The sequence below is a fragment of the Clostridia bacterium genome, assembly GCA_017394805.1.
GTDB lineage: Bacteria > Bacillota > Clostridia > Christensenellales > CAG-1252 > RUG14300.
Window position 1 is genome coordinate 1 of record JAFPXC010000008.1, and the last position, 23,858, is coordinate 23,858.

Consider the following 23,858-nt stretch of genomic DNA (forward strand, 5'->3'; position numbering starts at 1 on the left):
ACAAGTTTGGAAGAATATATAGCCCTTGTTGAAGATTGGATAGAGTTTTACAATACAAAACGCATAAAAAACAGGAAGAGAACTTAATCCCTTCCTGTTAAGCGGTTTTTTATTGAGTGTCCCAAATGGGGTTCACTTCACATCGGACGAAGGTTTTTTTATGGAATGCTCGTCAATTATCTCTCTTCGTTTTGCAACTTGTCGTAGTAGTTGTCGATGGCGATAATGAACGCAATCATCAAAGGCGCTCTCTCGTCCGTCGTTTCCAACCAGAAGGAGTCCTTGATGAGGTTGAAATTCTTTCTCACTTGCCCGATGGGATCCCCGTTTTCCACGATGGAGAAGTTTCTCGCGATGATATCGCCCATGATCGACCAGTTGGGGGCTTTGTCCGACATCGGCACCACCTCGAAGTTCTGCTTGAAGCCAAAGGCGTTCTTTTTCTTGAGCATCAGCAGTTTGTTGCCGTCCTTGTCGCAGATATACACCTTGGGCAGCAAGAAGAACAAGAACTTGTTGCGCACGATATACAGGTCGTTCTTGGCCATATCGCGCACGAACTTCTTTTTGGTAAAGGTGAAGACGCTGCCTTTTACGAAATACAAATCGTTGCCCGCTTCGTCCTTGACGGTCGTGCCGGCACCCCACGAAATGATTTTGTTTTTGATGATATATTTCATATAGACCTCCCGTTTTGCGCACACGCATAATACATATTTTATCATATTCCTCACGCTTTTACAACATATATTCGTCAATAAATATTCTTTATTATCGCGTCAAATTGCCCGATACGGTTATTGACAACGCCGCTATCGAAAGGATATAATAGACGTATAATCAGGATTATATCTTATTGGAGATAAGGATATGAGCAAAAAACACAAACATAAAAAGAAACCGCAATATAACGATCAAAGCGACTTCGGCAAGCCTACCGCTTCCGACGTTTCCCCGTCTATAGCGGATACCGAAGAAGAAGCGTTCGACGAAGAAAACGACGACGCTTCCTCTATGGAGCCGTCCGCCGAAGACGCCGTCGTGGAGATAGAGCCGGACGAGGTCGAGGAGAGCGCGGAGCCCGTGCAAGCGGAGGAAGAGGATCTCGAACCGTGGCTAAGGTCGGAGCCCGCCGAAACGGAAGAGCACGAGGAAGCCCCCGTCGAGGAGTCCATTGACCAACCCGTTGAAGAAGCGGTCGCAGAAGAGCCCGAAGAAGTCCCCGTCGAAGAGCCCATCGACCAACCCGTTGAAGAAGCGGTCGAAGAGGAAGTTCCCGCCGAAGAGGAAGTTTTGTTGACCGAAGACGTCTTTGCCGAGAACCAACCCGCCTATGACGAAGAGGCGGATGCTTTTGCGGAAGAAGTCCCCGCCTACGAACAAGAAGAGGCGCCCGAGGACGGCTACGTCGCGGACGAAGCGCCCGATTTTGCCCAAGAGGATCAACCCGCCGAGGAGAATATCGAGCCGTGGCTCGACGAAACGCCCGCCGAGGCGGTGGAAACGGCGGTAGCAGAGGAGCCTATCAACCAACCCGCCGACGAGAGCGAAGCAGTCGAAGCGGACGAAGCAGTCGAAGCCGTCGCACAACCCGAAGCCGAAGAGAGCGAAGCCGTCGAACCCGAGGGCGAGACCGTTCCCGACGGGGCCGAGGAAGAAAATCCCGCCGAAGCCGAAGAGGGTGCTACGCCCGAGCAAAGCGAGGAAGAAAAGGCCGAAGCCGAGCGCGTCGCGCAGGAAAAGGCCGCCAAAAAGGCCGAGCAAAAGGCCAAACGCAAAGCGTGGGTCAAGAAGCACGTCGGGCTTATCGTCGCGCTGTGCCTCGTCGTTCTGGTCGGCGCGGGGCTTGCCACCGGTCACTTCGTCACCACGATGAAGGTGGCGTTCATTCACAAGGTCGAGGATTTGCAAAAGGCGGTGGACGCGGGCAAGAAAACCGAGTATATTTTCAAGAGCGATATCATCTACGACGGCGATCTCGCTTTGTCCAACGTCAATTTGGATATGAACGACCACACCTTAGAGGTCAAAGGCAATCTCACGATGACGGGCGACGGTTTCGTCGGCTACAAGAAGACCGTTTGGCACAAACCCCAAGCGGGCGGTCACGTCATCGTCACGGGTAATTATGCCCAGACGGGCAATATCGCTTGGTACAGCACGCTCACGGCCAACGCCGTCACCATCACGGGCGACCTCACGGTCGGCAACGATTTCGCCGTGCCCGCGCTTACCGTCAGCGGTTCTCTGTCTGTCACGGGGCGGGTAGAGGCCGACGCCGTCACGGTGGGCGGTGATATGACCGTATCTGGTCAGGTATCCGCTGCCGTTACGCTTGCGGGCAACGCCGATATTTCGGGCTCCGTCCGCACGATTTCGGGCGGCAAAACCGTCTCCGTGCAAGGCGAAGCGCAGTCTATCGACGGCGTGGAGAAACTGTATCTCTATCCCGACAGCAACGTCGCGGCGTTCACCGCCGACGCCTACTATTTCGTGCAGTACCTCGAGGCGCCCACCGTGGTCGTCAAAAAGGTCAACGGCGTGCAGACGTTGCTCATTTCGCACGTACTCAACGCCGACGGCTACAAAATCACGGTCGATGGCGTAGAGGGCGAGTACGACGCGCCCAAAGCGGCGGGCGAGAATACGGCCTATACCATGCCGGACCTCGCGCCCGGCAACTACAAGGTCACCGTCACCCCCTATTCCTCCAAACCCGACCAATTCATCGGCGGTGCCAACGCGCAGATCAAGATGTCCTACTACGTCCAACTCGCCACGCCCCAAGTCGCCGTGGGTGAGGAGATGAAAGAGGACGGCGAGCACGTGGTCGTCACCATTCAAAAGGTGGATTACGCCAACGAATTCGTGCTCAACGTGCGCGGCAAAGAGATCAAGGTCAAGGCCGAGGACGGCGTCACCACCTACGATATCACGTCCTTGGTGGACGGCACGGGCAGTTACGACGTGTACGTCTATGCCAAACCGCCCAAGAAGGGCAATTACGAGACGAGCGAGACCACGTTGGTCACCTACGTCCGTCAGACCACCGCCGTCCTGACTTCGGTCACGGCCTACAAGGTCGATGCGGCCGTTGAAGCCGTCGTCGAGGGCACGGACGCCTACTACTATTTGGTGGAGTGGAAGAAAGACGCTTCCGTCGTCGGTACCGTCTACGTCAAAGCGGCCGCCGAGGGTGCTACGACCGCGCGCTTCGTTCCGGCCGATGGCGTCACCGTAGACGCCGTCACCGTTACGCCGTTGGGCAAGGGTTATCATCGCACGGGCAACGCGGCTTCCACGGTCGTCTTGGCCGAAAAACCCGCCCCCGCCGCTCCCGAAACGCCCGCCGAATAAGTTTTATTCGTCAAGGCGCGTTACGCCGACGCAACCAAAAACTCCCTCGATTTTTTTCGAGGGAGTCTTTTTATATCGCATATCTTGATGGATGGATTGCGAGCCGATTGCCTATGCGTTTTATCGGTTTTGTATCCTATTCATTTCGCGCACGGTCGCGGCGGCGTCACGGCAGTACACGCACCCTATTTCCTCGGCGAACGCGGGCGTTATCACCGCGCCGCCCACCAATATATCGAGCACAGGGTAGACCTTGCGTACTTCCCGCACGATTTCGGCCATATTTTCGGCCGTCGTCGTCATCAAAGCGGATAGTCCCAGTACGCAAGGCATTTCTTTTTCGAGGCTCTCGAGTATCTTCTCCGTGGGCACGTCTTTTCCGAGGTCCACTACTTTGTAGCCGTAGTTCGCCACCACGGATTTGACGATATTCTTGCCGATATCGTGCACGTCGCCTTTGACGGTGGCTATCACCAGCTTGCCTTTGCATTCGGCGCTTTCGCCCGTCTTGGCGTACAGCAGGTCGAATCCCGCTTTGGCGGCGTCCGCGGCGGTGATCAGTTGGGGCAGGAAAAACTTGCCTTGCTCGTATCGCACGCCCACCTCGTCCAATGCGGCGATGATGAGGGGCGTGGGGTTATTCCCTTTTTCGATTTCCTGCGCCGTCAAGGCCTTGACCGTCGCGCCGTCCCCTCGGCGCACCGCGTCTTCGATGGTGATGGTTTCCGTCGTTGTTTTCTCGTCCGCGGTCGTCGCCTGCGCCGCGTAGGCGATATAGTCGTCCGCGCGTATTTCCCCTTGCAAAAACGACAGGGCCTCTTTCGAGGGCTTCAGCCCCTTGTAGATGGGGTTGACGATGGCGGCGTCCAACCCCGCCTCTTTCGCCATCTGCAAAAAAGCGGCGTTCAGGTCTTCGCGCAGGGGCATACCGTAGGAGATATTGCTCACGCCGAGGACGGTGCGACAGCCCAAGCGCTTCACGCGTTGCAGGCATTCCACCGTCAGCCTTGCGTTGCCTATGCCCGCGCCCTCCGCCATGGTCAGACAGTCGATATACACGTCCTCTTTGGCTATGCCGCAGGCTTCGGCGCGCGACAGTATTTTTTCGGCTATGGAGAGGCGCCCTTCCACGGTGTCGGGTATTCCGTTTTTATCCAAGGTCAGCCCCACGACGGCCGCGCCGTACCGCTTCACCAAGGGCAGTATTTCGTCCATCACCTCGTCCTCGCCGTTCACCGAGTTGACGAGGGCGCGCCCCGCGTAGTAGCGCAAGCCCTTTTCTATGGTTTTGGCGGACGAACTGTCTATGACGAGGGGCGTATTCACCACGCATTGCAGGCGCTCCACCACCTCTTGTATGCTGTCGGCGTCCTTGGTGCCGCTGAGACCAATGTTGACGTCCAGCATTTCCGCGCCTTCTTCCTCTTGCTTGGGGCCCAACGCCACCACGTAGTCGAGGTTGCCTTCGCGTATGGCGGCTTGCAGGAGTTTTTTGCCCGTCGGGTTTATTCGTTCGCCGATGACCGTGCCCCCTTGGGGAATGACGGTTTTGCTTTGCGAACACAATATCCCCCTATACGTATAGGGGCTTTTTGCGACGTTTTGCGCGTTTGCCGCTTGGCATAGCGCGGCGATATATGCGGGCGTCGTACCACAGCATCCGCCCACGGCGGCGGCGCCCCGTTGCACGATCGGCCCCATGGCCTTGGCGAATGCTTCCGCCGTCATCGAGTATATGCTCTTGCCGCGATAAATCTGCGGCATACCCGCGTTGGGCTTGACAAAGGTGGGCAGCTGCGTGTTTTCGGTCAATCGCGCAAAGAGCATCGCGCACTCGATAGGCCCCACCGAGCAGTTGATACCCACCGCGTCCGCGCCGAGGGCCGTCGCCGTCACGGCAAAACTTTCCACCGAACAGCCAAAGGCCGTATGCCCGCCTTTTTCAAAGGACATCGAAGCCCACACGGGCCTATCCGTGTTGTCCTTGGCGGCCAGAATGGCGGCGCGCATTTCCGCGAGGTCGGTCATCGTCTCTATGACCACCATATCGTATTTTCCTTCGCCCGCTCGTACCACTTGCGCGAAACTGTCGTACGCCAGGTCGAAGGATATGCCCGCTTTGCCGAGTATCTTGCCCGTCGGGCCCACGTCCAACGCGATTTTGACGTTCTTGCCGCTTTCCTCTTTGGCGGCTTGCGCGATATCGAGGGCTTGTCGCAGCATTACGGCGTAGTCTTCGCGTTTTTGGGGATTGCACCCGAACGTGTTGGCGAAAATGACGTTCGCCCCCGCTTGGATATAGTCGAGGTGTATTTGCTTTACCAATGCGGGGTTGGACGCGTTGAAAGTTTCGGACGAAGCGAAAATCCCGCTTCTTTCGAGAAGCAGGCTACCCATTGCACCGTCCAATATCAGTCCGTCGAAGTTCATATTTCACCTATGGTTTGGGCACGACGCCCACGAGAAAAGTAATCGTTTTGCTCGGGTACATCATACCCCCGTCGTTCACTCGCACGTTCAACGCTTTGTCCGCGCCCGCTATGCGCAAAAGGTCCTTTTGCCCGCCCAGGTCGAAGTCGCCGTAGCCGGGGCTATACCGCGTCGTGCAGGTCTCGCCCCTTCTTTCCGCTTCGGCTTTCAGCCGTTGCCAAATGCTTTCGGCGAGATTCTCCACGGCGTATGAGGCCGCTATGTCGGCGATATACGCGGTCGCGAGGTCTTTTACTTGCAGGGTTTCCAATAGTCTATCCACGTTTGCGCCCAAGGTACACACGCCCACCACGACGGCAGTCGCGCCCTCGAGGTGCTTGCGGATATCGTTCCCCGCGGGGCAAAAGTCGCCCAACAAAAGGTCTTCGCCCACTTCGAAGTGCGCGGTCATCTCTTTGGGATCCGCTGCTTCGTTCACGAGGTCGACCGCTTTTTCTATGCGTGCGGTCAGCGTTTCGTCGGCGCCCTTGTAGAGCCGCCGTATTCGTTCGACCGATATGACGTTCATTTGCGTATGGCGTCGAAGATGGCCGCCGCCGTTTTCACGCTGTTCATCGTGTAGAGATGCACGCCTTTCGCGCCGTTTGCTTTCAGGTCTTCTATTTGTTCTATGGCGTAGGCTACGCCGTCCTCGAACATATCGTCTTGGTGCGCGTCCACGAGGCGCTGTAAGGCGGGGGGAATGGTCGCGCCCGACAGGCTTATCGACCGCCCCAACTGTTTGACGTTGGTGATGGGCATAATGCCCGCTTCCACCGATAAGGTCAGCCCGCGTTTTGCGGCCTTGTCCATAAAGTCGTAGTAGTAGCGGTTGTCAAAAAACATTTGCGTCACGAAGTGTTCTATGCCGCTGTCCATTTTCTTGGCCACCACGTCGAGGTCTTCCTCTATATTTTTGGATTCGGGGTGTCCTTCCACGTACATCGCACCCATCAAATAAAATTGCGGATAGGTTTTCTTGATATACGCCGCCAATTCGTTGGCGTGACGGAAGTCGTAGAAGCGGCTGTCGTCGCGTATATCGCCGCGCAGTACCAATATGCTCTCTATGCCCTTATGCGTGAGAGAACATAGCATTTCGTCCAGCCGTTCCTTGGTCATGTTCACGGCGGTCATATGCGCCACGGTTTGTATATCGAAGGCGTCCATCGCCACCGAGGCCGCGTCCGTCGTGGTGGTCGCGCCCTTGCCGTTTGCGCCGTAGGTCACCGACACGTAGTCGGGCTTCACCTCTTCTTTGAGGTGGCGCAAAGTGCGGATAATGTTTTCCAACTCTCCGCTTCTCTTGGGCGGGAAGACTTCCGCGCTCATCAAAAATTCTTGTTTACCAACGATATCTCTTATGTGCATAATGGCTTATCCGTCGCGTTTTGCCGCATACGTTACGGGGTTTACGATACCAACATCTTGCAGAGCAAGCGCACGGTATTCATCGCGCTCTTCTTGGCGAACGCCTCGAAGTCGTCCGGCGCTCCGCCGTCCGCTTCGTCCGACATGGCGCGCAACACTATGTAAGGCACTTTGTTGATATAGCAGGTATGGCCTATTGCGCCCCCCTCCATTTCGCAAGAGATCGCGCCGAAGCGTTCCACGAGTATCTCTTTTTGTTCGTGAGAGGAGATGAATTGGTCACCCGTTGCGATGACGCCCGTTTGGTAGGGTATGCCAATGGCTTTTGCGGCCGCTTGCGCTTTGCGTACCAACTTCTCGTCGCAGGGGAAATAAGTCACGTTGATCTTGCACACCTCGCCGATGGGCGCGCCCAAGGCGGAGACATCCATATCGTGCTGTACGGTTTTGGTGGCGATGGCGAGGTCGCCGATATGCAGTTGCTCTGACAAGGTACCCGCCACGCCCACGTTGACGATATAGTCCACTTGGTAGACGAGTATCATGGTCTGTGCGGCCACCGTCGCGAACACTTTGCCCGCGCCGCAGGTCGCCACCACGGCTTCCTCTCCCCACAGTATACCTCTGACGAATTCGGTATTCGCTATCGTTCTCGTCTCGCATACCGTCATTTGGTTGCGTATTTCTTCCGTTTCTATGGACATCGCGCCGATAATTCCTATCATTTCGTTTCTCCTTTTATCGGTAGTATTTCTATTATATACTTTTTTGCCGTCTAATGCAATACGTTTTCCGCATTAACGCACGCCTTTGGCGTGCATATCACACCGTGGGCGTAAGGGCAATAGACCGAGGGATCCCCCCATAAGAGATGGATCTTGTCTACAATTCCGCCGACAGGCGTCTATCTTTACCGCAACTTGCGCATTGCGCAAACTTCACTCAAGGCTTTGCCTTGAACTTCACTTGCTATGCAAACTTCACTTCGCCAAAGGCGAAACTTTACTAATATCCGTACTTTCCCAGGTCCACCGTGCCGTCCACGACTTCCACGCCTTCTCGGCGCAGCAGTTCCGCCTGCACGTCCTCCCCGCCGAAGGCGAAAGCCTTGGACGTTCTTCCCTCGCGGTTGACCACTCTATGGCAGGGTATCACGCCGGGTTGGGGGTTGACGTGCAAGGCGTAGCCCACCACGCGGCTCCATCGGGGGTTGCCCGCCCGTGCGGCCACCGCGCCGTAGGTGGACACTTTGCCTTTGGGTATTTCTTTGACGACCTGATATATTCGCTCGAATACGTTTCCGCTCATACTATTCCTCCGTCGTAGTATGCTCGTCTTTTCGTTCGTCATTCTCGTTTCGGCTTGCGGTGTTTTTCCCTTCGGTATTATTCTCGTGTGCTTCTCCGTATTCGCCGAAAATGTCCGTGGTAGGGGGTAGCGTACCCCCGTTTTCGCGTCCATCGGCGGGTTTTTCGGTCGGTGCTTTACGCTCGCCGACGTACTTCGCCGTCACCTTTTTCATGCGCCTGTCTATCCAACGGAACACCCATTGCATCAAGTAGTCGTATCCCAAAAACAGCACGGTCGCCACGATGGCCACCACCCAGTAGGCGGGCGCCCAATTCAGTTTTGCCAGCGCGTTTTCTATGCTGTCGCCCAATCCGTACAAGGCGTAGGTGCCGTATAGCCCCGCGTTGAATAGCGCGGCTTTCAATGGAATGGAAATGTAGAATTTGCGTTTCAAATAGCGCGTGCACACGCCCATCACCACGGGTTGCCAACCGAAGATAAAGGCGTAGGGCAGGGCGGCCACGGGCCCCACGATGGCGATGGTCAGTCCCGACGTGGCGACGTAGGATAGCGCCGCGCCGCGCGGATTGCCTACGGTCAAGGGCAGTAGCAACGCCACCGCCGACAGCGCCAAAAAACTCAGTTTCGCCACGGGCGAATAATAATACAGCACCGTACATATCAAGGACAGTGCTGTAGCGATGCCCGAAAGGGCTATTTCAAAAGACAGATTTTTACGCCTGTTCATCATCCGCGGCAACAGCAGTCGCACAGACAGTTCATACAGATCATGGCCTCGCACCAGCGGCAGCACATATCCTCGCTTTGCCTTGCGTCTTGCTCGCCGTACGAGCGGTTATATCCGCTGTTCTGCGCGGATTGTTGCGTTTTTTCGTTATACCCTTTGTTGCCGCCCGTGCCGGTAGCCGCTTGCTCTATGGTGCTATTCAACTTTTTCAGCACGTTTTGGTAGTGCGCGTTGTTCGGCTCCATATTCACGGCCATTTCCATTTGGTTTTTGGCCTCGCTCATCCACCCTTTGTTGTAATAGATGACGGCTTGGAAGTAGTGCCATTCCGCGTCGCGTACGTTCACGTCGTCGAGGGCCTCTTGCGCCGCGCGGAAGTCCTTGGCGCGGATATTCTTTTCCACCGTGGCGAAGACGGGGGAGTGCTTGCTCCCGCCCTCGGCGCTTGCCGTGTCTGCGTTGCCGTCCTTTCCCTCGAAGGTTTTTTCGGCTTCCTTTTGCTTTTGCCGTTCGCACACTTCCCGATAGGCGTCTTCCAATTCGGTCAACTTCTTGGCGGCTTCCTTGCCCAATGCGCCCTCTTGGTACATATCGTTGCGATACTTGCTTCTCAGGTCGTAGTACGCCTCGTCGATGGCGGTTTGCGAACTATTCTCCGATACGCCTAAAATCTCGTATGGGTTTTTAGACATTTTGCATTCTCCTTTGTCACCTCGCCGTAGCGTGCCGTAAGTCCCATCCAAAGGGTATTGGTGACGATACCTTCGGTACAAAAAATGGGTATATGTTGGTAGTTATTCTTTACCATTGCGACGATTTGCGCGGCTTCTTGCCGCAGTTCGTCGCCGTGTGTTTTCACCAGTTCCGCTTTGCTTTCCGCGCGGTACTTCACGAGTAGCGGATTGTATCTTCCTTTCTTTTTGTCTTTGTCGTAGTCGTCTATGGCGTCCAATAGGTACACGTATTGCCCCAACAGGTAGCCTATCATGCCCAATTCGCCGACGTACTTGTCGCCCGCCAACTCCCGCAGTATAGCTTTCACGGCCTCCGCGAAGCCGTCCGCCGCCACGTGCCAGTTGTCGGGGACGTTTTTCTCGATTCTTTCCTGCTCGTCAAAGGCTCGGTCGAGTATTTCGGCCACCTTGGGCAATTCCTTTCTCGCTTTCTTCACCTTGCCTTTGATGAGTCCCTTCACAACGCGTTTGCCCGCGCTTTTGTCGTCGGCCACGTCGTCGCGGCACTTGAAGTCCACCAAGAGGGCGTTGAGGTATGCCGTTTTCCGCAGCAGTTCGGTTTCCTTTACTACCACCTTTTTCTTAAAAGGATTCAGTATGCACGCCTTCTTCTCAAACGGCAGGTCGCGCATGCTCACCCCGTGCAGTAGAATGGTCACGAAGGTCACGTCGTAATTCACCGCCAGGCGCATACATTGCCCTTGGCATCGCCCGATCTGGTGGCACAGTCCGCAGTAAAAGGCGCGGTACAGCGCGTAGTCTTTCATATATAGGTTGGGCTTATCGGGCAGGATATAACCGAACATATCTATTTGGGTTGCACGAAGCCCACTTTGCGGTACACCTTAGACAAAGTCTTGTTGGCCAAATACGAGGCTTTTTGCGCCCCTTCCTTCATGATGCGTTCCAATTCGCCCTTGTTGCCCACGAGCGCCTTGTATTTCTCTTGTATGGGCGCGAGGTGATCCACCACGGCCTGTCCCACTTCCTCTTTGAAAGCGGCGTAGTTTGCGCCCACGAAGTGCTTTTCGGCCTCTTTTATGCTCATGCCGCTCATCACCGAGTAGATGGTCAAGAGGTTCGTGATGCCGGGCTTATCGGCGCACGCGGTGATTTCACAGCCGCAGTCCGTGACCGCACGCTTGAATTTGCGCATAATGGTATCCTTGTCGTCCAAGAGGAACACCACGCCCCCCGCGTTGTCGTCCGTTTTGCCCATTTTGGCCGTAGGATCCAAGAGGTTTTGTATCTTCGCGCCGTGCGTATTGAAGATCCCCTCGGGCACCACGAAGGTGGGCGAGTAGCGATTATTGAATCGTTCCGCTATGGTACGCGCCAATTCGAGGTGCTGTTTTTGGTCTTTCCCGATAGGCACGTAGTCGGCCTGATAGAGGAGAATGTCCGCCGCCATCAAGGTAGGGTAGGCGAACAGACCCACGTTGACGTTTTCGGGATTTTTGGCGCTCTTGTCTTTGAATTGCGTCATGCGCCGTGCCTCGCCGAATTGCGTGTAGCAGTTCAGCACCCAGGCCAGTTCGGCGTGTTGGGGCACTTGCGATTGCACGAAGAGAATGCTCTTTTCGGGGTCCAACCCGATGGCCATAAAGAGGGCCATAAAGTCGTAGGTGCGGCGCCTCAGGTCTTGCGGCACACAGTCCACCGTGATGGAGTGCATATCCGCCACCGTATAGATGCAATCGTTTTCCTCTTGCAATCTCACCATGTTCTTCAATGCGCCGATATAGTTGCCAAGTTGCAGGTCGCCCGTAGGTTTCAAAGCGCTGTACACGATTTTGTTTTCGCTCATAGTCATTCTCCGTATAGTGTTTTTATCCGTTCGCGGATAGTTTCCGCGAAATCTTCGTTTTTAAGTTCTTCGGGTATCTCCCACCCCGTTTCTTCTTCGAGTAGGCGCATGTTCGTTTCCGCGTCCTTCGCCATTCGTTCGCACACGACCGAGACCAAGGTTTTGTGGGCGGCATAGGGATGGTAGGGCGCTATCACCAGGACGGGGTTGCGGCTTTCGGCCTCTTCGCGGTAGATTTGCGCTATGCGATAGGCCTTTGCCGTCACGGGGTGCGTCAGGTACCCCGTTTTGTCCAGCAATTCGAGCATAGCGTCCGTCGCTTCGCCCTCGTCAGCCCTTGCGGCGAGTATATCGCGGAATACTTTTTTTCGCCCGGTTTTTTGCACGTATTCGCCCAAACGGTCGAGATAGGGGGGTAACGTGCCACCCTCTATCGCGTTTTCGAGTGCGCCGTCGTCTTCGCCCACCACGGTGTATAGGGGCGCGCCCGACAGTTGCGCCACCGCCGCTCCCACAAAGGCGGGGTGACGGGTAGAGCATACCACGTTCATCGTCGCGCCTTCTTTCCATTCTCCGTCTTCTACGAGGTCGCAGTAGGCCGACAGTAGGTCCGCTAAGTACAGCCAACAGTCGGGGACGGTTTCACCCGTCATGGCTTGGTAGACGTCGGCGGTCGCCCGCGCGGCGGGCGTCAAGCCCATATCCTTCGTATGCCACAACTCCAGCGCCCATATCCCGTCGCCGAGGCGGCATACCGCCGTCTCGCCTTGGGCTGGTGCCACCCTCGCCGCTTCCTCCCACTTCGCGGGGTCCACGCCGCACGCGGTCAGCACGGCCAAGGTGCGCTCGGCGCAGCCTAAGGGGCGCAACGCGTCTACGTCCAAGGTCATATCACGCGTGTTGCAGGGTGTACGCCTTCATATAGTCGGGCAATTCTTCCGCACTTATGGTCAACACAAGTTCCACGTTGTGCGCGGTGCTGATTTTGTCCAATTCGTCGAAGAATCCCTCGAGTTCGGGGTAGGTCTTCCTTGTCATTCTGTTTACGCCGTCGATATAGATACGCATGATATCCGCGTTGGACGCGATGACGCCGCGGATAAATCCGCTCAATTCCACGTCTTGGTGGACGTCGTACTCGTACACGTTGATGAGACGGATATCGTAGTTGATTTTATACGTATATTTGTCGGTATCGGTCAAAAAGACCAACGCGCCTTCGCATTGCTTGGCGAAATCGTTGGCTTCATCGATGATTTGGGCGGTTTTGCCCGTGCCTTTGCTCCCGTAGATCAAGCGTAACATAATTCTCTCCTATGCGGTTTATTTGTCTTCCCCCGTCAGTTTGCTGTTTTGGTCGGCCAGGCGCAGGGCTTCGATGATCTGCGTCATATCGCCGTCCAAAAAACCTTCGAGGTTATAGATGGTCATATTGATTCTGTGGTCGGTCACACGCCCTTGCGGGAAGTTGTAGGTGCGTATGCGCTCGCTTCTGTCGCCCGAGCCGACCTGCGACTTGCGGCTCAATGCATACTCGGCGTCCGCTTGGCTTTGGTAGTAGTCGTACAGACGGCTTTTCAGCACTTTCAGCGCCTTTTCCTTGTTTTTCAGTTGCGATTTCTCGTCTTGGCAGGTCACCACGATACCCGTGGGGATATGCGTCATTCTCACGGCGCTGTCCGTACGGTTGACGTATTGTCCGCCCGCACCGCCCGCACGGTAGGTGTCCACCTTGATATCGTTCATATTCAATTCCACGTCCACGTCCTCGGCTTCGGGCAGCACGGCCACCGTGGCCGCCGAGGTGTGAATGCGCCCCTGTGATTCGGTCTCGGGCACGCGTTGCACGCGGTGTGCGCCCGATTCGTACTTCAATTTACTGTACGCGCCCTTGCCGCTTATCATAAAGACGCACTCTTTCACGCCGCCCAGATCGGTGTAGTTCATGTCTATCTCTTCCACCTTCCAGCGTTGGCGCTCGGCGAAACGCATATACATACGCAGTAGGTCCGCGCCGAACAGGCTGGCTTCTTCACCGCCCGTGCCCGCGCGGATCTCCATGATGACGTTTTTGTCGTCGTTGGGGTCTTTCGGCAAGAGGAGCACTTTCAGTTCTTCCGTCAACTTTTCCATCTCCGCTTGGCGTTCGCCCATCTCCTCTTTGGCGAGGGCCACCAATTCCTGGTCTTCGCCCGCGGCGATGATCTCCTTGCATTCTTCGTGCGCTTTTTCGGCTGCGAGGTACAGTAGGTATTTCTCCACGATTTCGGATAGGGCGGAGTGCTCCTTCACGTACTTTTGCCACAGCGCGCGGTCGGCAATGACCTTCGGATCGGCCATCAAATTGGTCAATTCGTCGTAGCGCTCTTTCAATGCCTTCAATTTTTCAAACATATCTTTCTCCTATTTTGCCACGGCTATGCGGTCCAGTCCGTTGTAGTCTTGCCATATCTCCACTTCGTGGAATCGTTTTTGCAGCAGGGCTTTCACGGCCTCGCCTTGCGTCGCGCCTATTTCCAGCACCATCACGCCCCCTTCCTCGAGGGGTGCGCCCTCTACGATGCGGCGGTACAGGTCCAGTCCGTCCTCGCCGCCGTCCAAGGCAAGTGACGGCTCTTTCTTCACGCATTGCGGCAGGTCTTTCATCTCGGCCTTGCTGATATAGGGCGGGTTTGCGACGATGAGGTCGAATTTTCCCTCTACGTTTTGGTAGACGTCCGACAGCACGAAATTCACGTCCACGCCTATATCCTTTGCGTTTTGCTTGGCCACTTCCAAAGCGTCCGCGCTCACGTCCGCGGCGGTCACTTTCGCGCCCGTCTTGGCGGCGATGACGATGGCGATAGCGCCCGAGCCCGTGCACATATCCAGCACTTTGCCGTCTTTCCTTGCGTACGTCAGGGCTTTTTCGGTCACCTGCTCGGTTTCGGGGCGGGGTATCAGCACGCGCTCGTCCACCTTGAAGGTATAGCCGTAGAAGTCCGCCGTCCCCACCACGTATTGCAGGGGTTCGCCCGCCGCCACGCGCTTGGCGTAGGCCACGGCTTTTTTGTACGCGGTTTCGCTTATGGTGGACACGGTGGGCAACAGGCTTCTCTTTACGCCCGTCACTTCCACGAATATCCAATCCGCCAGCACTTCCTTGTCCGCGCTCTTTTCCAATATGCCCTCCACCTCGTGGCGACACCGCTCGTAGGACTTCTTCACCTCGAACGAGGTCGTCGCCATATCGGGCTTCTCGTCCAACTCCTGCACGGTAGTGAAGGCCTTGATGGCCACTTCCAGCATACTGTCGTCGGGTTCGCGCGTGGTCAATAGTTGCATAGCCATACCCGGCGCTTTCAATATTTTCACGAATAGGTTGTCGAATTTCGCCAGGAATTTCAGCAATTCGTAGGCAAATCCCGCCACGAAGGGCAAGAGGGCAAGTCGTATGGCGAGGTAGATCAACCGCACCAGCACGCGGCTACTCGTCACCGACTCCGCCGACCAACCGCAGAGGCCCAGCACGCTCTCCACCAAGGAGAACAAAAGGATGGACACGATCATCACGATCACCATGAAGTTGGTGCCGCAGCGGTCGTGGTGCTTGCTCATCGTGCGCGCGTTTTCCACCGTGAGGGGCAACCCGTGCTCGAAGCAGGCGATGGTCTTGTGCTCGGCGCCGTGGTACATATACAGTCGGCGTATATCTTTCATTATCGAGGTCGCCCAAATGTACGCCACGAAAAGAAGAATACGCACGAAGCCCTCGATGAGGTTGGTGATCAGCATTCCCACGCTCGGGTTGTCAAAGATGGCGTTAAAGGCGTTTCTGTCGCCCATCACGCTCTTGCCGACGGCGCCCGTAATCGCGCCCGCTATGATGTTGGGCAGCAGCATAAACAAGGCCACGGCCAACCCCACGCCCAACACGACGCCCACCACCATGGCGATGGTCATCACGTCCACGTGCAGGTTTTTGCTCAGCCATTTCTCAAAGCGCGAGGGGCCTTCTTCCTCGAATCCCTCGCCGTACACTTCGGCCGAACGCATAATGATTTTCACGCCTATGCCCATCATTCCGAAGAAATTCAGGAAACCGCGCAAAACGGGCACTTTCTTCCACCAAGCCTTATCGTCGTGCAAGCGCTCGCTTTCCACCACGATATCGCCCGACGGATTTCGGACGGCGGTGGCGTACGCGGTCACGCCGCGCATCATCACGCCTTCCAGCACGGCCTGGCCGCCTATTTTACTTACGCATTTTCTTTTTTTTGCCATAACTACAAATTTTTTTCGCGTACACAGTTATTTTCTTCCGCGGCCGTGTACTCGCGCGCGTATAAAAAAAGTGCGAAGAAACGTCTTCGCACCTTGCTTGTCTTAGTCGCGATTGTAACGCTTGTTGAACTTGCCGATGCGACCGCCGGTTTCCACCATCTTTTGCTTACCGGTGTAGTAGGGGTGGCATTTGCTGCAGATATCTACTTTCAATTCGGTGACGTCTTTGGTCGTGCCGGTGAGGAAGGTCTCGCCGCAGGCGCAGGTCACGGTTACGGTATGGTAGTTGGGATGTGTGCTGTTTTTCATCTATATTCACCTCTTTTCGATAATTTCACTTTGCTATTATACCCGTCTTTTTCCCGTTCGTCAACTGTTTTTCACCAATATTATTGATTTCTCAATAAACCAGGCGTTCCCTCGCCGACAGGCGTCTATTCCCACCATAACTCGCGCCCTGCGCGAACTTCACTCAAGGCTATGCTTTGAACTTCACTTGCGTAGCAAACTTCACTTCGCCATAGGCGAAACTTCACTACACAAAAACGCGCCCCCGTAAACGTCATTCCGAGCCACTCGGTCTGTTGCCTTTTATGTGCAAGGAATCCCCCAAAAGAGGCACCATGAATGTCATTCCGAGTTTATCGAGGAATCCCCTAAGCAGAGGCACATATCCTTTTTCCCCTTCGACCTTCATCTATCTTTACCATAACTCGCGCCCTGCGCGAACTTCACTCAAGACTATGCCTTGAACTTCACTTGCGTAGCAAACTTCACTTCGCCATAGGCGAAACTTCACTACACAAAAACGCGCCTCTGTGTCGGGGCGCGCGTTTTTGTGTCATGCACTATTCTTCGGGTTGCGTTTGGGGCGTTTGTGCATCTTCCTGCCCCGTCGGCTGTTCGGTCGGTTGTTCTTCCTGTTGCTCCTCGGTCGTTTCTTCGGGCATCACGGTGATAGGTCTATCTCCCGTATGCAAAGCGGCCATCACGCGCACCAAGCAGTCGTTCAGGGGCTCCACCACGGGGCGCTTTTCCACCGTACCTTCGAGGTGTTCGCCGCCAATACCCGAGTCGTCGGTCAGCCACACGTACACGCCGCCCGTCACAAGGCTCTGCGAGCGGAAGAAGTATTCGGTTTTCTTGTCGATACCCGAGGAGGCCACCGACACGATGCGGATGCCTTGCTCGGCGGCTTTCGTCGCGGCCTTGCTCCAGTTCTCCACGTCATTGTCGTGGGCGGGTGCGTCGGCCACGTGTACGATTATCTTGGTTGCCTGCGCCATCCATTGCTTGCTCACGGCTTCGGTGAGGGCCACGTCCACCGCCTCGGGGAAGTCGCCGCCGCCCGACGCGTCTTGCTGTTTCAGGTAGGCTTGTTGCGTCGTCACGTCGGTAGAGAAATCGCTATAATCGGTCACGTACTCGTCGCCCTCGTCGCGGTACACCATAATGGCGAGCGTCACTTCCGCGTTGGTCTGTTCCCTGATGCGCCCGATTACGTCGTCAATCTCTTCCTTGAGATAATCAATCTCATCTCCCATCGAGCCCGTCGTGTCTATGACGAACATCACCTGTATGCGGTCGAACTTTCTGTCTACGGTTATGCCGACGTCCTCTTTCGTAAAGGTCACCTCATCGTCGTTCACCAATTTGGTTATCAAATCCGCGTGTCCGTCGAGGTTGGGCGTCTGTACTTCCAAATCACTCATTCCCGAGGGGGCGAAGAGATACGCTACGCCCGCGTTGTCCGTCACGGCTCGACCGATATAATTGTTGTCGGTCCTGTCAAACAAATACACTATCGCGCCCGCTACGCCTTCCACGGTCACTTTGATTTGTCGGTAGGCTTTGAATGCGAAGGTGTCGAAGTACCGCGCGAATTCGCCGTCCCCCTCTTGCGTGCTCGTAATCAATCCTTGCCAGTAGGCCGCGTACTCGTGGTCGTCGTAGGCGCAGGCCGTCAAAAGCCCCGCACGTGGGGTGGTATTTTCGACCGCGGGCTCTTCGCCGCCGCCTTCGGGAACGTAGCCGCCTTCCGCGTCTACCATCGCTTTACCCGTCGCCGAATCGTAGACGATATGCCCGTCGTAGGCGATCGCGCCGCTTTCGCGTATGCCCGCGTCGCCGTGCGCGCTCTCGCCGCCGTACCCGCCGCCCGAGGGACTTGACGTGCCGCCGCCGTACCCTGCGGGTGCTTTTGCATAATCTTCGCTCGCGTTCTTTACTGCCGTCACGTCGTTGCACGCCGCCAAGGACGCCACGATCGCCACGATCAACAGAGTTACCAATAGGATTTTCTTCATAGTTTTCACCTCTTTTCGGTTTGGTGAGCAATGCTCATCTGCCTATATAACGAAACGGGTGCGCCTTTTACTCACCCGTTTTCGATTTTTTTCAAATATTTTCTTTTTTATACTTCGCCGCCACGTAATAGATGGGGCCAAGGGGCGCGAACCTATCCTCGTATTCGCTCGTCAGGTTGGGTATCGAGTCGTCCTTGTGCAGGTCGCAACTCATCTTCTCGAAATAGAGCCCGTTTTGGCTCATACTCACCACGCTGTATTCGAAGAAGGCGCGGTTGTCCGTCTTTTGCCGTATCACGCCGTCTTCCGTCAGCCATTCTTTATATAAGGATAAGAATCGCTTGTTGGTCAGCCGTCTGTTCTCGTATTGATTCTTGGGGTAGGGCGAGGAGAAATTGAGGTAGATGGTCTCGAAAGCGTGCTTGGGCAGGTGTCTCGGCAGATATTCCACGCCGCAGTTGGCGAAGCGCACGTTTTGTAGGCCCGCCTTTTGCGCTTTTTCGCAGGCGGCCACTATGACGTTGGTCACGTTCTCCACCGCCAAAAAGTTGACGTCGGGATAGGCCTCGGCCATACGGCACACCCATTGTCCCTTGCCGCACCCCAGTTCCAAATGCACGGGGTTGTCGTTGCCGAAGATTTGGCGCAAATTTAGCAGGGACGTAGGGGTACTATTGCGTGCGTCGAGGTCTTCCGAGTACCCGATGACGACGTAGTCTCCGACGGCGTCCATACGCTCGTCGAGGTATTTTTTCAGGCGCATTCTCATCTTAGTCCACGCGCACTACCGTCAAGGGTCCGAACAGTTGCGCCGACGTGGATTCGGCGAAGGTTTGGTTTACGGTCTCGAAGTCCACGTATTTGGCGGGTAGGCCGATGGTCGTTATGGCGTTGGTCGCCAAGAAGTTGATGGCGGCGGGGATATTCTTCCCTCCGTTCGTCACCGAACTCACCACCAAACGCTTTGCCACGAGGTTATGTAGGTCTACCGGCAGGTCGCCCAAGTATTCGTCGGGCCCCACCACGCACACGCGGCCTTGTTTCTTGGTCAGGTTCAAGCCGTTTTGCACCTTGCTCGAATAACTTTGCACGATGGCGCACTCGCACATCGCGCCGTTGGTGATATTGCGCACGCGTTGTTCGGCGTTCGACGTCGTGGTGTCGATGATATAGGTCACGCCCAACTCGGTGGCGATATCCAGTCCGTCCGCGTCGCTGGACACCACGATGGGTATGGCGTGGTAGTAGTCGATGATTTGCGCGGCGATCAGGCAGAAGTCATCCGCGCCCATAATGGCCACGAATTCGCCTTCTTCCACCTTCAATTTGTCGATGGCGCGTAGCGCCAGCGCTATCAACTCCACGAATACGGCCTCGCTGTTTTTGATGCCTTCGGGCAGCGAAATCACGCAGTCTTTGGGCACGATGGCGTAATCGCCGAGATACCCCGGCATATCGTAGCCGCGTATTCTCCCGTCGCGGTAGGGGGACAGCAGCACGCGCTCGCCCTTCATATACGACGTATCGCCCGCGGTTTCGCTCACCAAACCCACGGCCATTCTACCGGGCACGACGGGCAGTTTCGACTTATCCCGCCCCGCGAACAGCGCGAAGTCGGTGTGCGTCAGCACCACGTCGGTCAGTTTTACTTTCACTTCGTTAAGGTTGGGTTGTCCGTCCGACATACCGTCGGATATGACTTTGCTTTCGGTAATCGTCCAAGTTTTCATAACTACCTCTTTTTGCCAATCGGCTGAATATCATTATATCACACGTCGTCCCCCCATTGCAACACTTTTGCGGTTTTCTCTTGCCAACCATAGATAATATGTGCGCCCGCGCCGCGCACGTCGCACACGCGCGTACTCACGCATACGCGACGTTTTTTTCTTGCAAAAAGTCGCATTTTTTTATGCAGATAGGTTGCCAAAAGCCCTTTGGCGTGCTAAACTAATACTATCTTAGACAAGGAGGCGCGGCGGAATAATGGACGCAGACCCGTACAGTTGCATAGCCCAAAAGATTGCCGCGCGGTCGAGATAGTTCTCCTCTTCGCGGTTTGCGCGAGAGTTTTATGTTCACAGTATCCTTCCAAGATAACAATCGTATCCGCGAGCTACCGACCGAGTTGGTGGCCACTTTGGCCGACTTCAAAGGTCATTGGGTGCACATGATCAACCCCGACGACAAAGAGGTCGAGTTCGTCGAGTACAAGACGGGCGTTCCCGCCGACGTACTCAAAGCCGCCTTGGACGAGGACGAGAAGCCCCGTATCGAAAAAGAGGACGACTATCTCATGGTGTTGGTCGACATCCCCGTCATGGAAGACGACGAGGAGACGGGCAATATCACCTACACCACTTTGCCTATGTCCATCATCTTGGCGGGCAAGGCCATCATCACCGTCTGTTTGAAGGACAGCGCGGTCACCCGCGACTTCCTCTTGGGGCGCGTCAAGGACGTCACCATCGACAAGCCCACGCGTTTCACTTTCCGTTTGCTGTTCTCGGTCGCCACCAAATACCTCGCGTATTTGCGCCAGATCGACAAGTCCAGCCAAAAGATACAGGACGAGTTGCACGAGAAGATGCGCAACGAGGAGATGCTGGAGTTGTTGGATATCCAGAATTCGTTGGTCTATTTCTCCAACTCACTTCGCTCCAATATCAACATTATCGACAAACTTATCAAGAGCAATTCCTACCTTCCCAAGTACGAGGAAGATCAGGACCTCATCGAGGACGTCAGCATCGAGTCCTTGCAGGCCTTGGACACCTGTAACACCTTCCGCGACATTTTGGCGGCCACGATGGAGGCGTACAGTTCGGTCATCAACAACAATATGAACAACGTCATGAAGGTCCTTACCTTCGTCACGGTGGTCATCTCCGTCCCCACCCTCATTTTCAGTATGTTCGGCATGAACTTGGACGGCATTCCCGGCAACGCGGGCTGGGTAAGCCACCATCCGTGGGTGTTCGGCGTGGTTTCGGGCGCCAGCATTTTGATGTCCCTCCTCGCGGGCATCTTCGTGTGGCGTCGCAAGATGTAATAGTCCCCTCGGGCGTCCTTTACGGTTTTCGATTTTTTTCTCATCGCCGTTGCCGTTCGTTTCGTTTCCCGCTATATTAATCGTGCGGGTTTCGTCGTCGCGCTTCGCTTTCGCCTTGCAAGGACTTGGCGTTCGCTTTCGGTATTTGCAAAAAAAGTGCAAAAAATATTTGAAAAAGTGACAAAAACCGTTTGACATCTCTTTTGCCTTGTGCTAAGATTAATAGGCTGTGCAAAAGAGCGGTTCCACCATGGGGGTATAGCTCAGTTGGTAGAGCACATGCTTTGCAAGCATGGGGTCAGCGGTTCGAATCCGCTTATCTCCACCAAACCTTATGGGATGCTAGCTCAGTCGGTTAGAGCACACGCCTGATAAGCGTGAGGTCGGTAGTTCGAGTCTACTGCATCCCACCAAAGCAACTGTTGTTGCGGCTTGTACATTGACAACTGCATAGGAAACTAGCAATGTATTGAGAAAACAATACGTTAGTTTCGACAATTAGTTAAATCAAATATCTAAGAAAGAGCGAAGACGCGAAAGGCGCGTAGTCGTTCTGAAAGAATGGTAATACAAACAATTCACATATAGATATTTTGCTGAGGAAAACACAAAATATGTTTAACAAGAAGTAAAGACGTATAATACGATCAAGCTACTAAGAGCGTAGGGTGGATGCCTTGGCACTAGGCGCCGATGAAGGACGTGACTAACTGCGATAAGCTGCGGTGAGCTGTAAATGAGCTTCGACCCGCAGATTTCCGAATGAGGGAACTCAATGCAATAATCTTGCATTATCCATACATGAACACATAGTGTATGGAGGGGAACCGGGGGAACTGAACCATCTAATTACCCCGAGGAAGAGAAAGTAAAACAACGATTTCCTAAGTAGTGGCGAGCGAACGGGAAAGAGCCCAAACCGCCGATGCAGCGATGCACCGACGGGGTAAGGACCCCATTTAGAATCACGTTGGTAGTTGAATCATCTGGAAAGTTGATCCAAAGAAGGTGACAGACCTGTAGACGAAACCGACCGAAGTTCGAGGGTGTTCCGGAGTAGCACAGGACACGAGAAATCCGGTGTGAAGGCGGGAGGACCATCTCCCAAGGCTAAATACGACCTAGTGACCGATAGCGAATAGTACCGTGAGGGAACGGTGAAAAGAACCCCGGGAGGGGAGTGAAAGAGAACCTGAAACCTTATGCTTACAAGCAGACAGAGCACCATGGAGCGATCCGGTGTGATGTCGTACCTTTTGTAGAATGGGCCGGCGAGTTACGATGTGTAGCGAGGTTAAGTGTTTAAGACACGGAGCCGAAGCGAAAGCGAGTTTGAAATGAGCGTAACAGTTGCATGTCGTAGACCCGAAACCGGGTGACCTATTCATGGACAGGTTGAAGTGATGGTAACACATCATGGAGGACCGAACACACGCCTGTTGAAATAGTCGGTGATGAGCTGTGAATAGCGGAGAAATTCCAAACGAACCCGGATATAGCTGGTTCTCCTCGAAATAGCTTTAGGGCTAGCCTCTATACAAGAATACCGAAGGTAGAGCACTGAATAGGCTAGGGGGTTTCGCGACTTACCGAACCTTATCAAACTCCGAATGTCGGATATTTATGATAGGGAGTCAGACAGCGTGAGATAAGTTTCGTTGTCGAAAGGGAAACAGCCCAGATCCACAACTAAGGTCCCGAAGTTACAGTTAAGTGGTAAAGGATGTGTTGTCACTAAAACAACCAGGACGTTGGCTTAGAAGCAGCCACTCATTAAAAGAGTTCGTAATAGCTCACTGGTCGAGTGAGGATGCGCCGAAGATTACCGGGGCTAAAACTGTACACCGAAGTTTGGGGATACACGAATGTGTATCGGTAGAGGAGCAATGTGTATTGGCAGAAGCGGTACCGAAAGGAGTCGTGGACGATACACAAGAGAGAATGCCGGCATAAGTAGCGAGAGCAAAGTGAGAATCTTTGCCGTCGAAAGTCTTAGGTTTCCTGGGGAAGGTTCGTCCTCCCAGGGTAAGTCGGGACCTAAGTCGAGGCCGAAAGGCGTAGATGATGGACAACTGGTGGATATTCCAGTACCACCGACACCGTTAATGAAGCAGGGACACAGAAGGATAGCCAAAGCGCGTTGATGGATAGCACGCGTTCAAGCACTGAGGCTGTGGTGTAGTGAAGTACGCACCACGTAAGGCTGGGGTGTGACGAGGACCGAACTAAAGTAGGGAAGTTGGTGAATTCACGCTGGCGAGAAAAGCTGCTAAATAGGTGAAGGTGCCCGTACCGCAAACCGACACAGGTAGACGAGGAGAAAATCCTAAGACGAACGGGAGAACCCTTGTTAAGGAACTCTGCAAATTGACCCCGTAACTTAGGGAGAAGGGGAGCCTACGCGAGTTGGCCGCAGTGAAGAGGCTCAAGCGACTGTTTATCAAAAACACAGGTCTCTGCT

At 54.8% G+C, this 23,858-nt stretch carries 19 protein-coding genes, 2 tRNA genes and 1 rRNA gene; 5 read left to right on the plus strand and 17 right to left on the minus strand.

Annotated features, from left to right (window positions below; translation table 11 throughout):
* Positions 1-176: 176 nt before the first annotated feature.
* On the minus strand, positions 177-680 hold the full coding sequence (locus tag II896_01925) for an LURP-one-related family protein (GenBank protein ID MBQ4443405.1): 504 nt from the start codon (positions 678-680) through the stop codon (positions 177-179).
* A gap of 190 nt (positions 681-870) precedes the next feature.
* On the opposite strand from II896_01925, the gene II896_01930 reads away from it, so the two are divergent.
* Positions 871-3,357 (plus strand): hypothetical protein, encoded by a 2,487-nt coding sequence (locus II896_01930; protein ID MBQ4443406.1) that lies wholly within the window; start codon positions 871-873, stop codon positions 3,355-3,357.
* Between the two features lie 120 nt (positions 3,358-3,477).
* On the opposite strand, the gene II896_01935 is transcribed toward II896_01930, so the two are convergent.
* From II896_01935 to II896_02010, 16 genes are all read right to left on the minus strand, one after another.
* Positions 3,478-5,787 carry a homocysteine S-methyltransferase family protein gene (locus II896_01935; GenBank protein MBQ4443407.1) on the minus strand — a complete coding sequence of 770 codons (2,310 nt, stop codon included), beginning with the start codon at positions 5,785-5,787 and terminating at the stop codon, positions 3,478-3,480.
* A 7-nt stretch (positions 5,788-5,794) separates the two neighbouring features.
* Complete coding sequence (locus tag II896_01940) at positions 5,795-6,355, minus strand: hypothetical protein (protein MBQ4443408.1); 561 nt, start codon at positions 6,353-6,355, stop codon at positions 5,795-5,797.
* Complete coding sequence (locus tag II896_01945) at positions 6,352-7,158, minus strand: methylenetetrahydrofolate reductase (GenBank protein ID MBQ4443409.1); 807 nt, start codon at positions 7,156-7,158, stop codon at positions 6,352-6,354. The genes II896_01940 and II896_01945 overlap by 4 nt, the downstream gene beginning before the upstream one ends.
* Positions 7,159-7,238: 80 nt before the next feature.
* Positions 7,239-7,922 carry a 5'-methylthioadenosine/adenosylhomocysteine nucleosidase gene (locus II896_01950; GenBank protein ID MBQ4443410.1) on the minus strand — a complete coding sequence of 228 codons (684 nt, stop codon included), beginning with the start codon at positions 7,920-7,922 and terminating at the stop codon, positions 7,239-7,241.
* Between the two features lie 280 nt (positions 7,923-8,202).
* Complete coding sequence (locus II896_01955) at positions 8,203-8,658, minus strand: MGMT family protein (GenBank protein MBQ4443411.1); 456 nt, start codon at positions 8,656-8,658, stop codon at positions 8,203-8,205.
* Between the two features lie 576 nt (positions 8,659-9,234).
* Complete coding sequence (locus II896_01960) at positions 9,235-9,927, minus strand: DnaJ domain-containing protein (GenBank protein MBQ4443412.1); 693 nt, start codon at positions 9,925-9,927, stop codon at positions 9,235-9,237.
* On the minus strand, positions 9,900-10,775 hold the full coding sequence (locus II896_01965; GenBank protein ID MBQ4443413.1) for a hypothetical protein: 876 nt from the start codon (positions 10,773-10,775) through the stop codon (positions 9,900-9,902). Before II896_01965 ends, II896_01960 begins: the two co-directional genes overlap by 28 nt.
* 2 nt (positions 10,776-10,777) lie before the next feature.
* Positions 10,778-11,776 (minus strand): tryptophan--tRNA ligase, encoded by a 999-nt coding sequence (gene trpS, locus II896_01970; protein ID MBQ4443414.1) that lies wholly within the window; start codon positions 11,774-11,776, stop codon positions 10,778-10,780.
* A gap of 2 nt (positions 11,777-11,778) precedes the next feature.
* Positions 11,779-12,666, minus strand: a complete 888-nt coding sequence (locus II896_01975; GenBank protein MBQ4443415.1) for a hypothetical protein — start codon at positions 12,664-12,666, stop codon at positions 11,779-11,781.
* Between the two features lies 1 nt (position 12,667).
* Positions 12,668-13,081, minus strand: coding sequence for a hypothetical protein (locus tag II896_01980; protein ID MBQ4443416.1), 414 nt, complete (start codon positions 13,079-13,081; stop codon positions 12,668-12,670).
* Positions 13,082-13,099: 18 nt separating this feature from the next.
* A complete protein-coding gene (gene prfA, locus II896_01985; protein MBQ4443417.1) occupies positions 13,100-14,170 on the minus strand; it encodes a peptide chain release factor 1 in 1,071 nt (356 codons plus the stop codon).
* A gap of 9 nt (positions 14,171-14,179) precedes the next feature.
* The gene (prmC, locus tag II896_01990) at positions 14,180-16,039 is read right to left on the minus strand and encodes a peptide chain release factor N(5)-glutamine methyltransferase (protein MBQ4443418.1); all 1,860 of its coding nucleotides are present in this window, start codon (positions 16,037-16,039) and stop codon (positions 14,180-14,182) included.
* A gap of 102 nt (positions 16,040-16,141) precedes the next feature.
* Complete coding sequence (gene rpmE / locus II896_01995) at positions 16,142-16,348, minus strand: 50S ribosomal protein L31 (GenBank protein ID MBQ4443419.1); 207 nt, start codon at positions 16,346-16,348, stop codon at positions 16,142-16,144.
* 539 nt (positions 16,349-16,887) lie between these two features.
* Entirely contained in the window at positions 16,888-18,345 is a 1,458-nt protein-coding gene (locus II896_02000; protein ID MBQ4443420.1) for a VWA domain-containing protein, read from the minus strand.
* A gap of 91 nt (positions 18,346-18,436) precedes the next feature.
* Entirely contained in the window at positions 18,437-19,114 is a 678-nt protein-coding gene (gene trmB, locus II896_02005; GenBank protein ID MBQ4443421.1) for a tRNA (guanosine(46)-N7)-methyltransferase TrmB, read from the minus strand.
* A 1-nt stretch (position 19,115) separates the two neighbouring features.
* Positions 19,116-20,075 carry a zinc-binding dehydrogenase gene (locus II896_02010; protein MBQ4443422.1) on the minus strand — a complete coding sequence of 320 codons (960 nt, stop codon included), beginning with the start codon at positions 20,073-20,075 and terminating at the stop codon, positions 19,116-19,118.
* A 344-nt stretch (positions 20,076-20,419) separates the two neighbouring features.
* Here II896_02010 and II896_02015 point away from each other — a divergent pair, with 344 nt between their 5' ends.
* The 4 genes from II896_02015 to II896_02030 form a co-directional block, all read left to right on the plus strand.
* Positions 20,420-21,397: a magnesium transporter CorA family protein gene (locus tag II896_02015; GenBank protein MBQ4443423.1), complete on the plus strand. Its 978-nt coding sequence runs from the start codon at positions 20,420-20,422 to the stop codon at positions 21,395-21,397.
* Between the two features lie 252 nt (positions 21,398-21,649).
* A tRNA-Ala gene (locus tag II896_02020) sits at positions 21,650-21,725 on the plus strand.
* An 8-nt stretch (positions 21,726-21,733) separates the two neighbouring features.
* Positions 21,734-21,810 (plus strand) — tRNA-Ile (locus II896_02025).
* 232 nt (positions 21,811-22,042) lie between these two features.
* Positions 22,043-23,858, plus strand: a 23S ribosomal RNA gene (locus II896_02030); the annotation flags it as partial.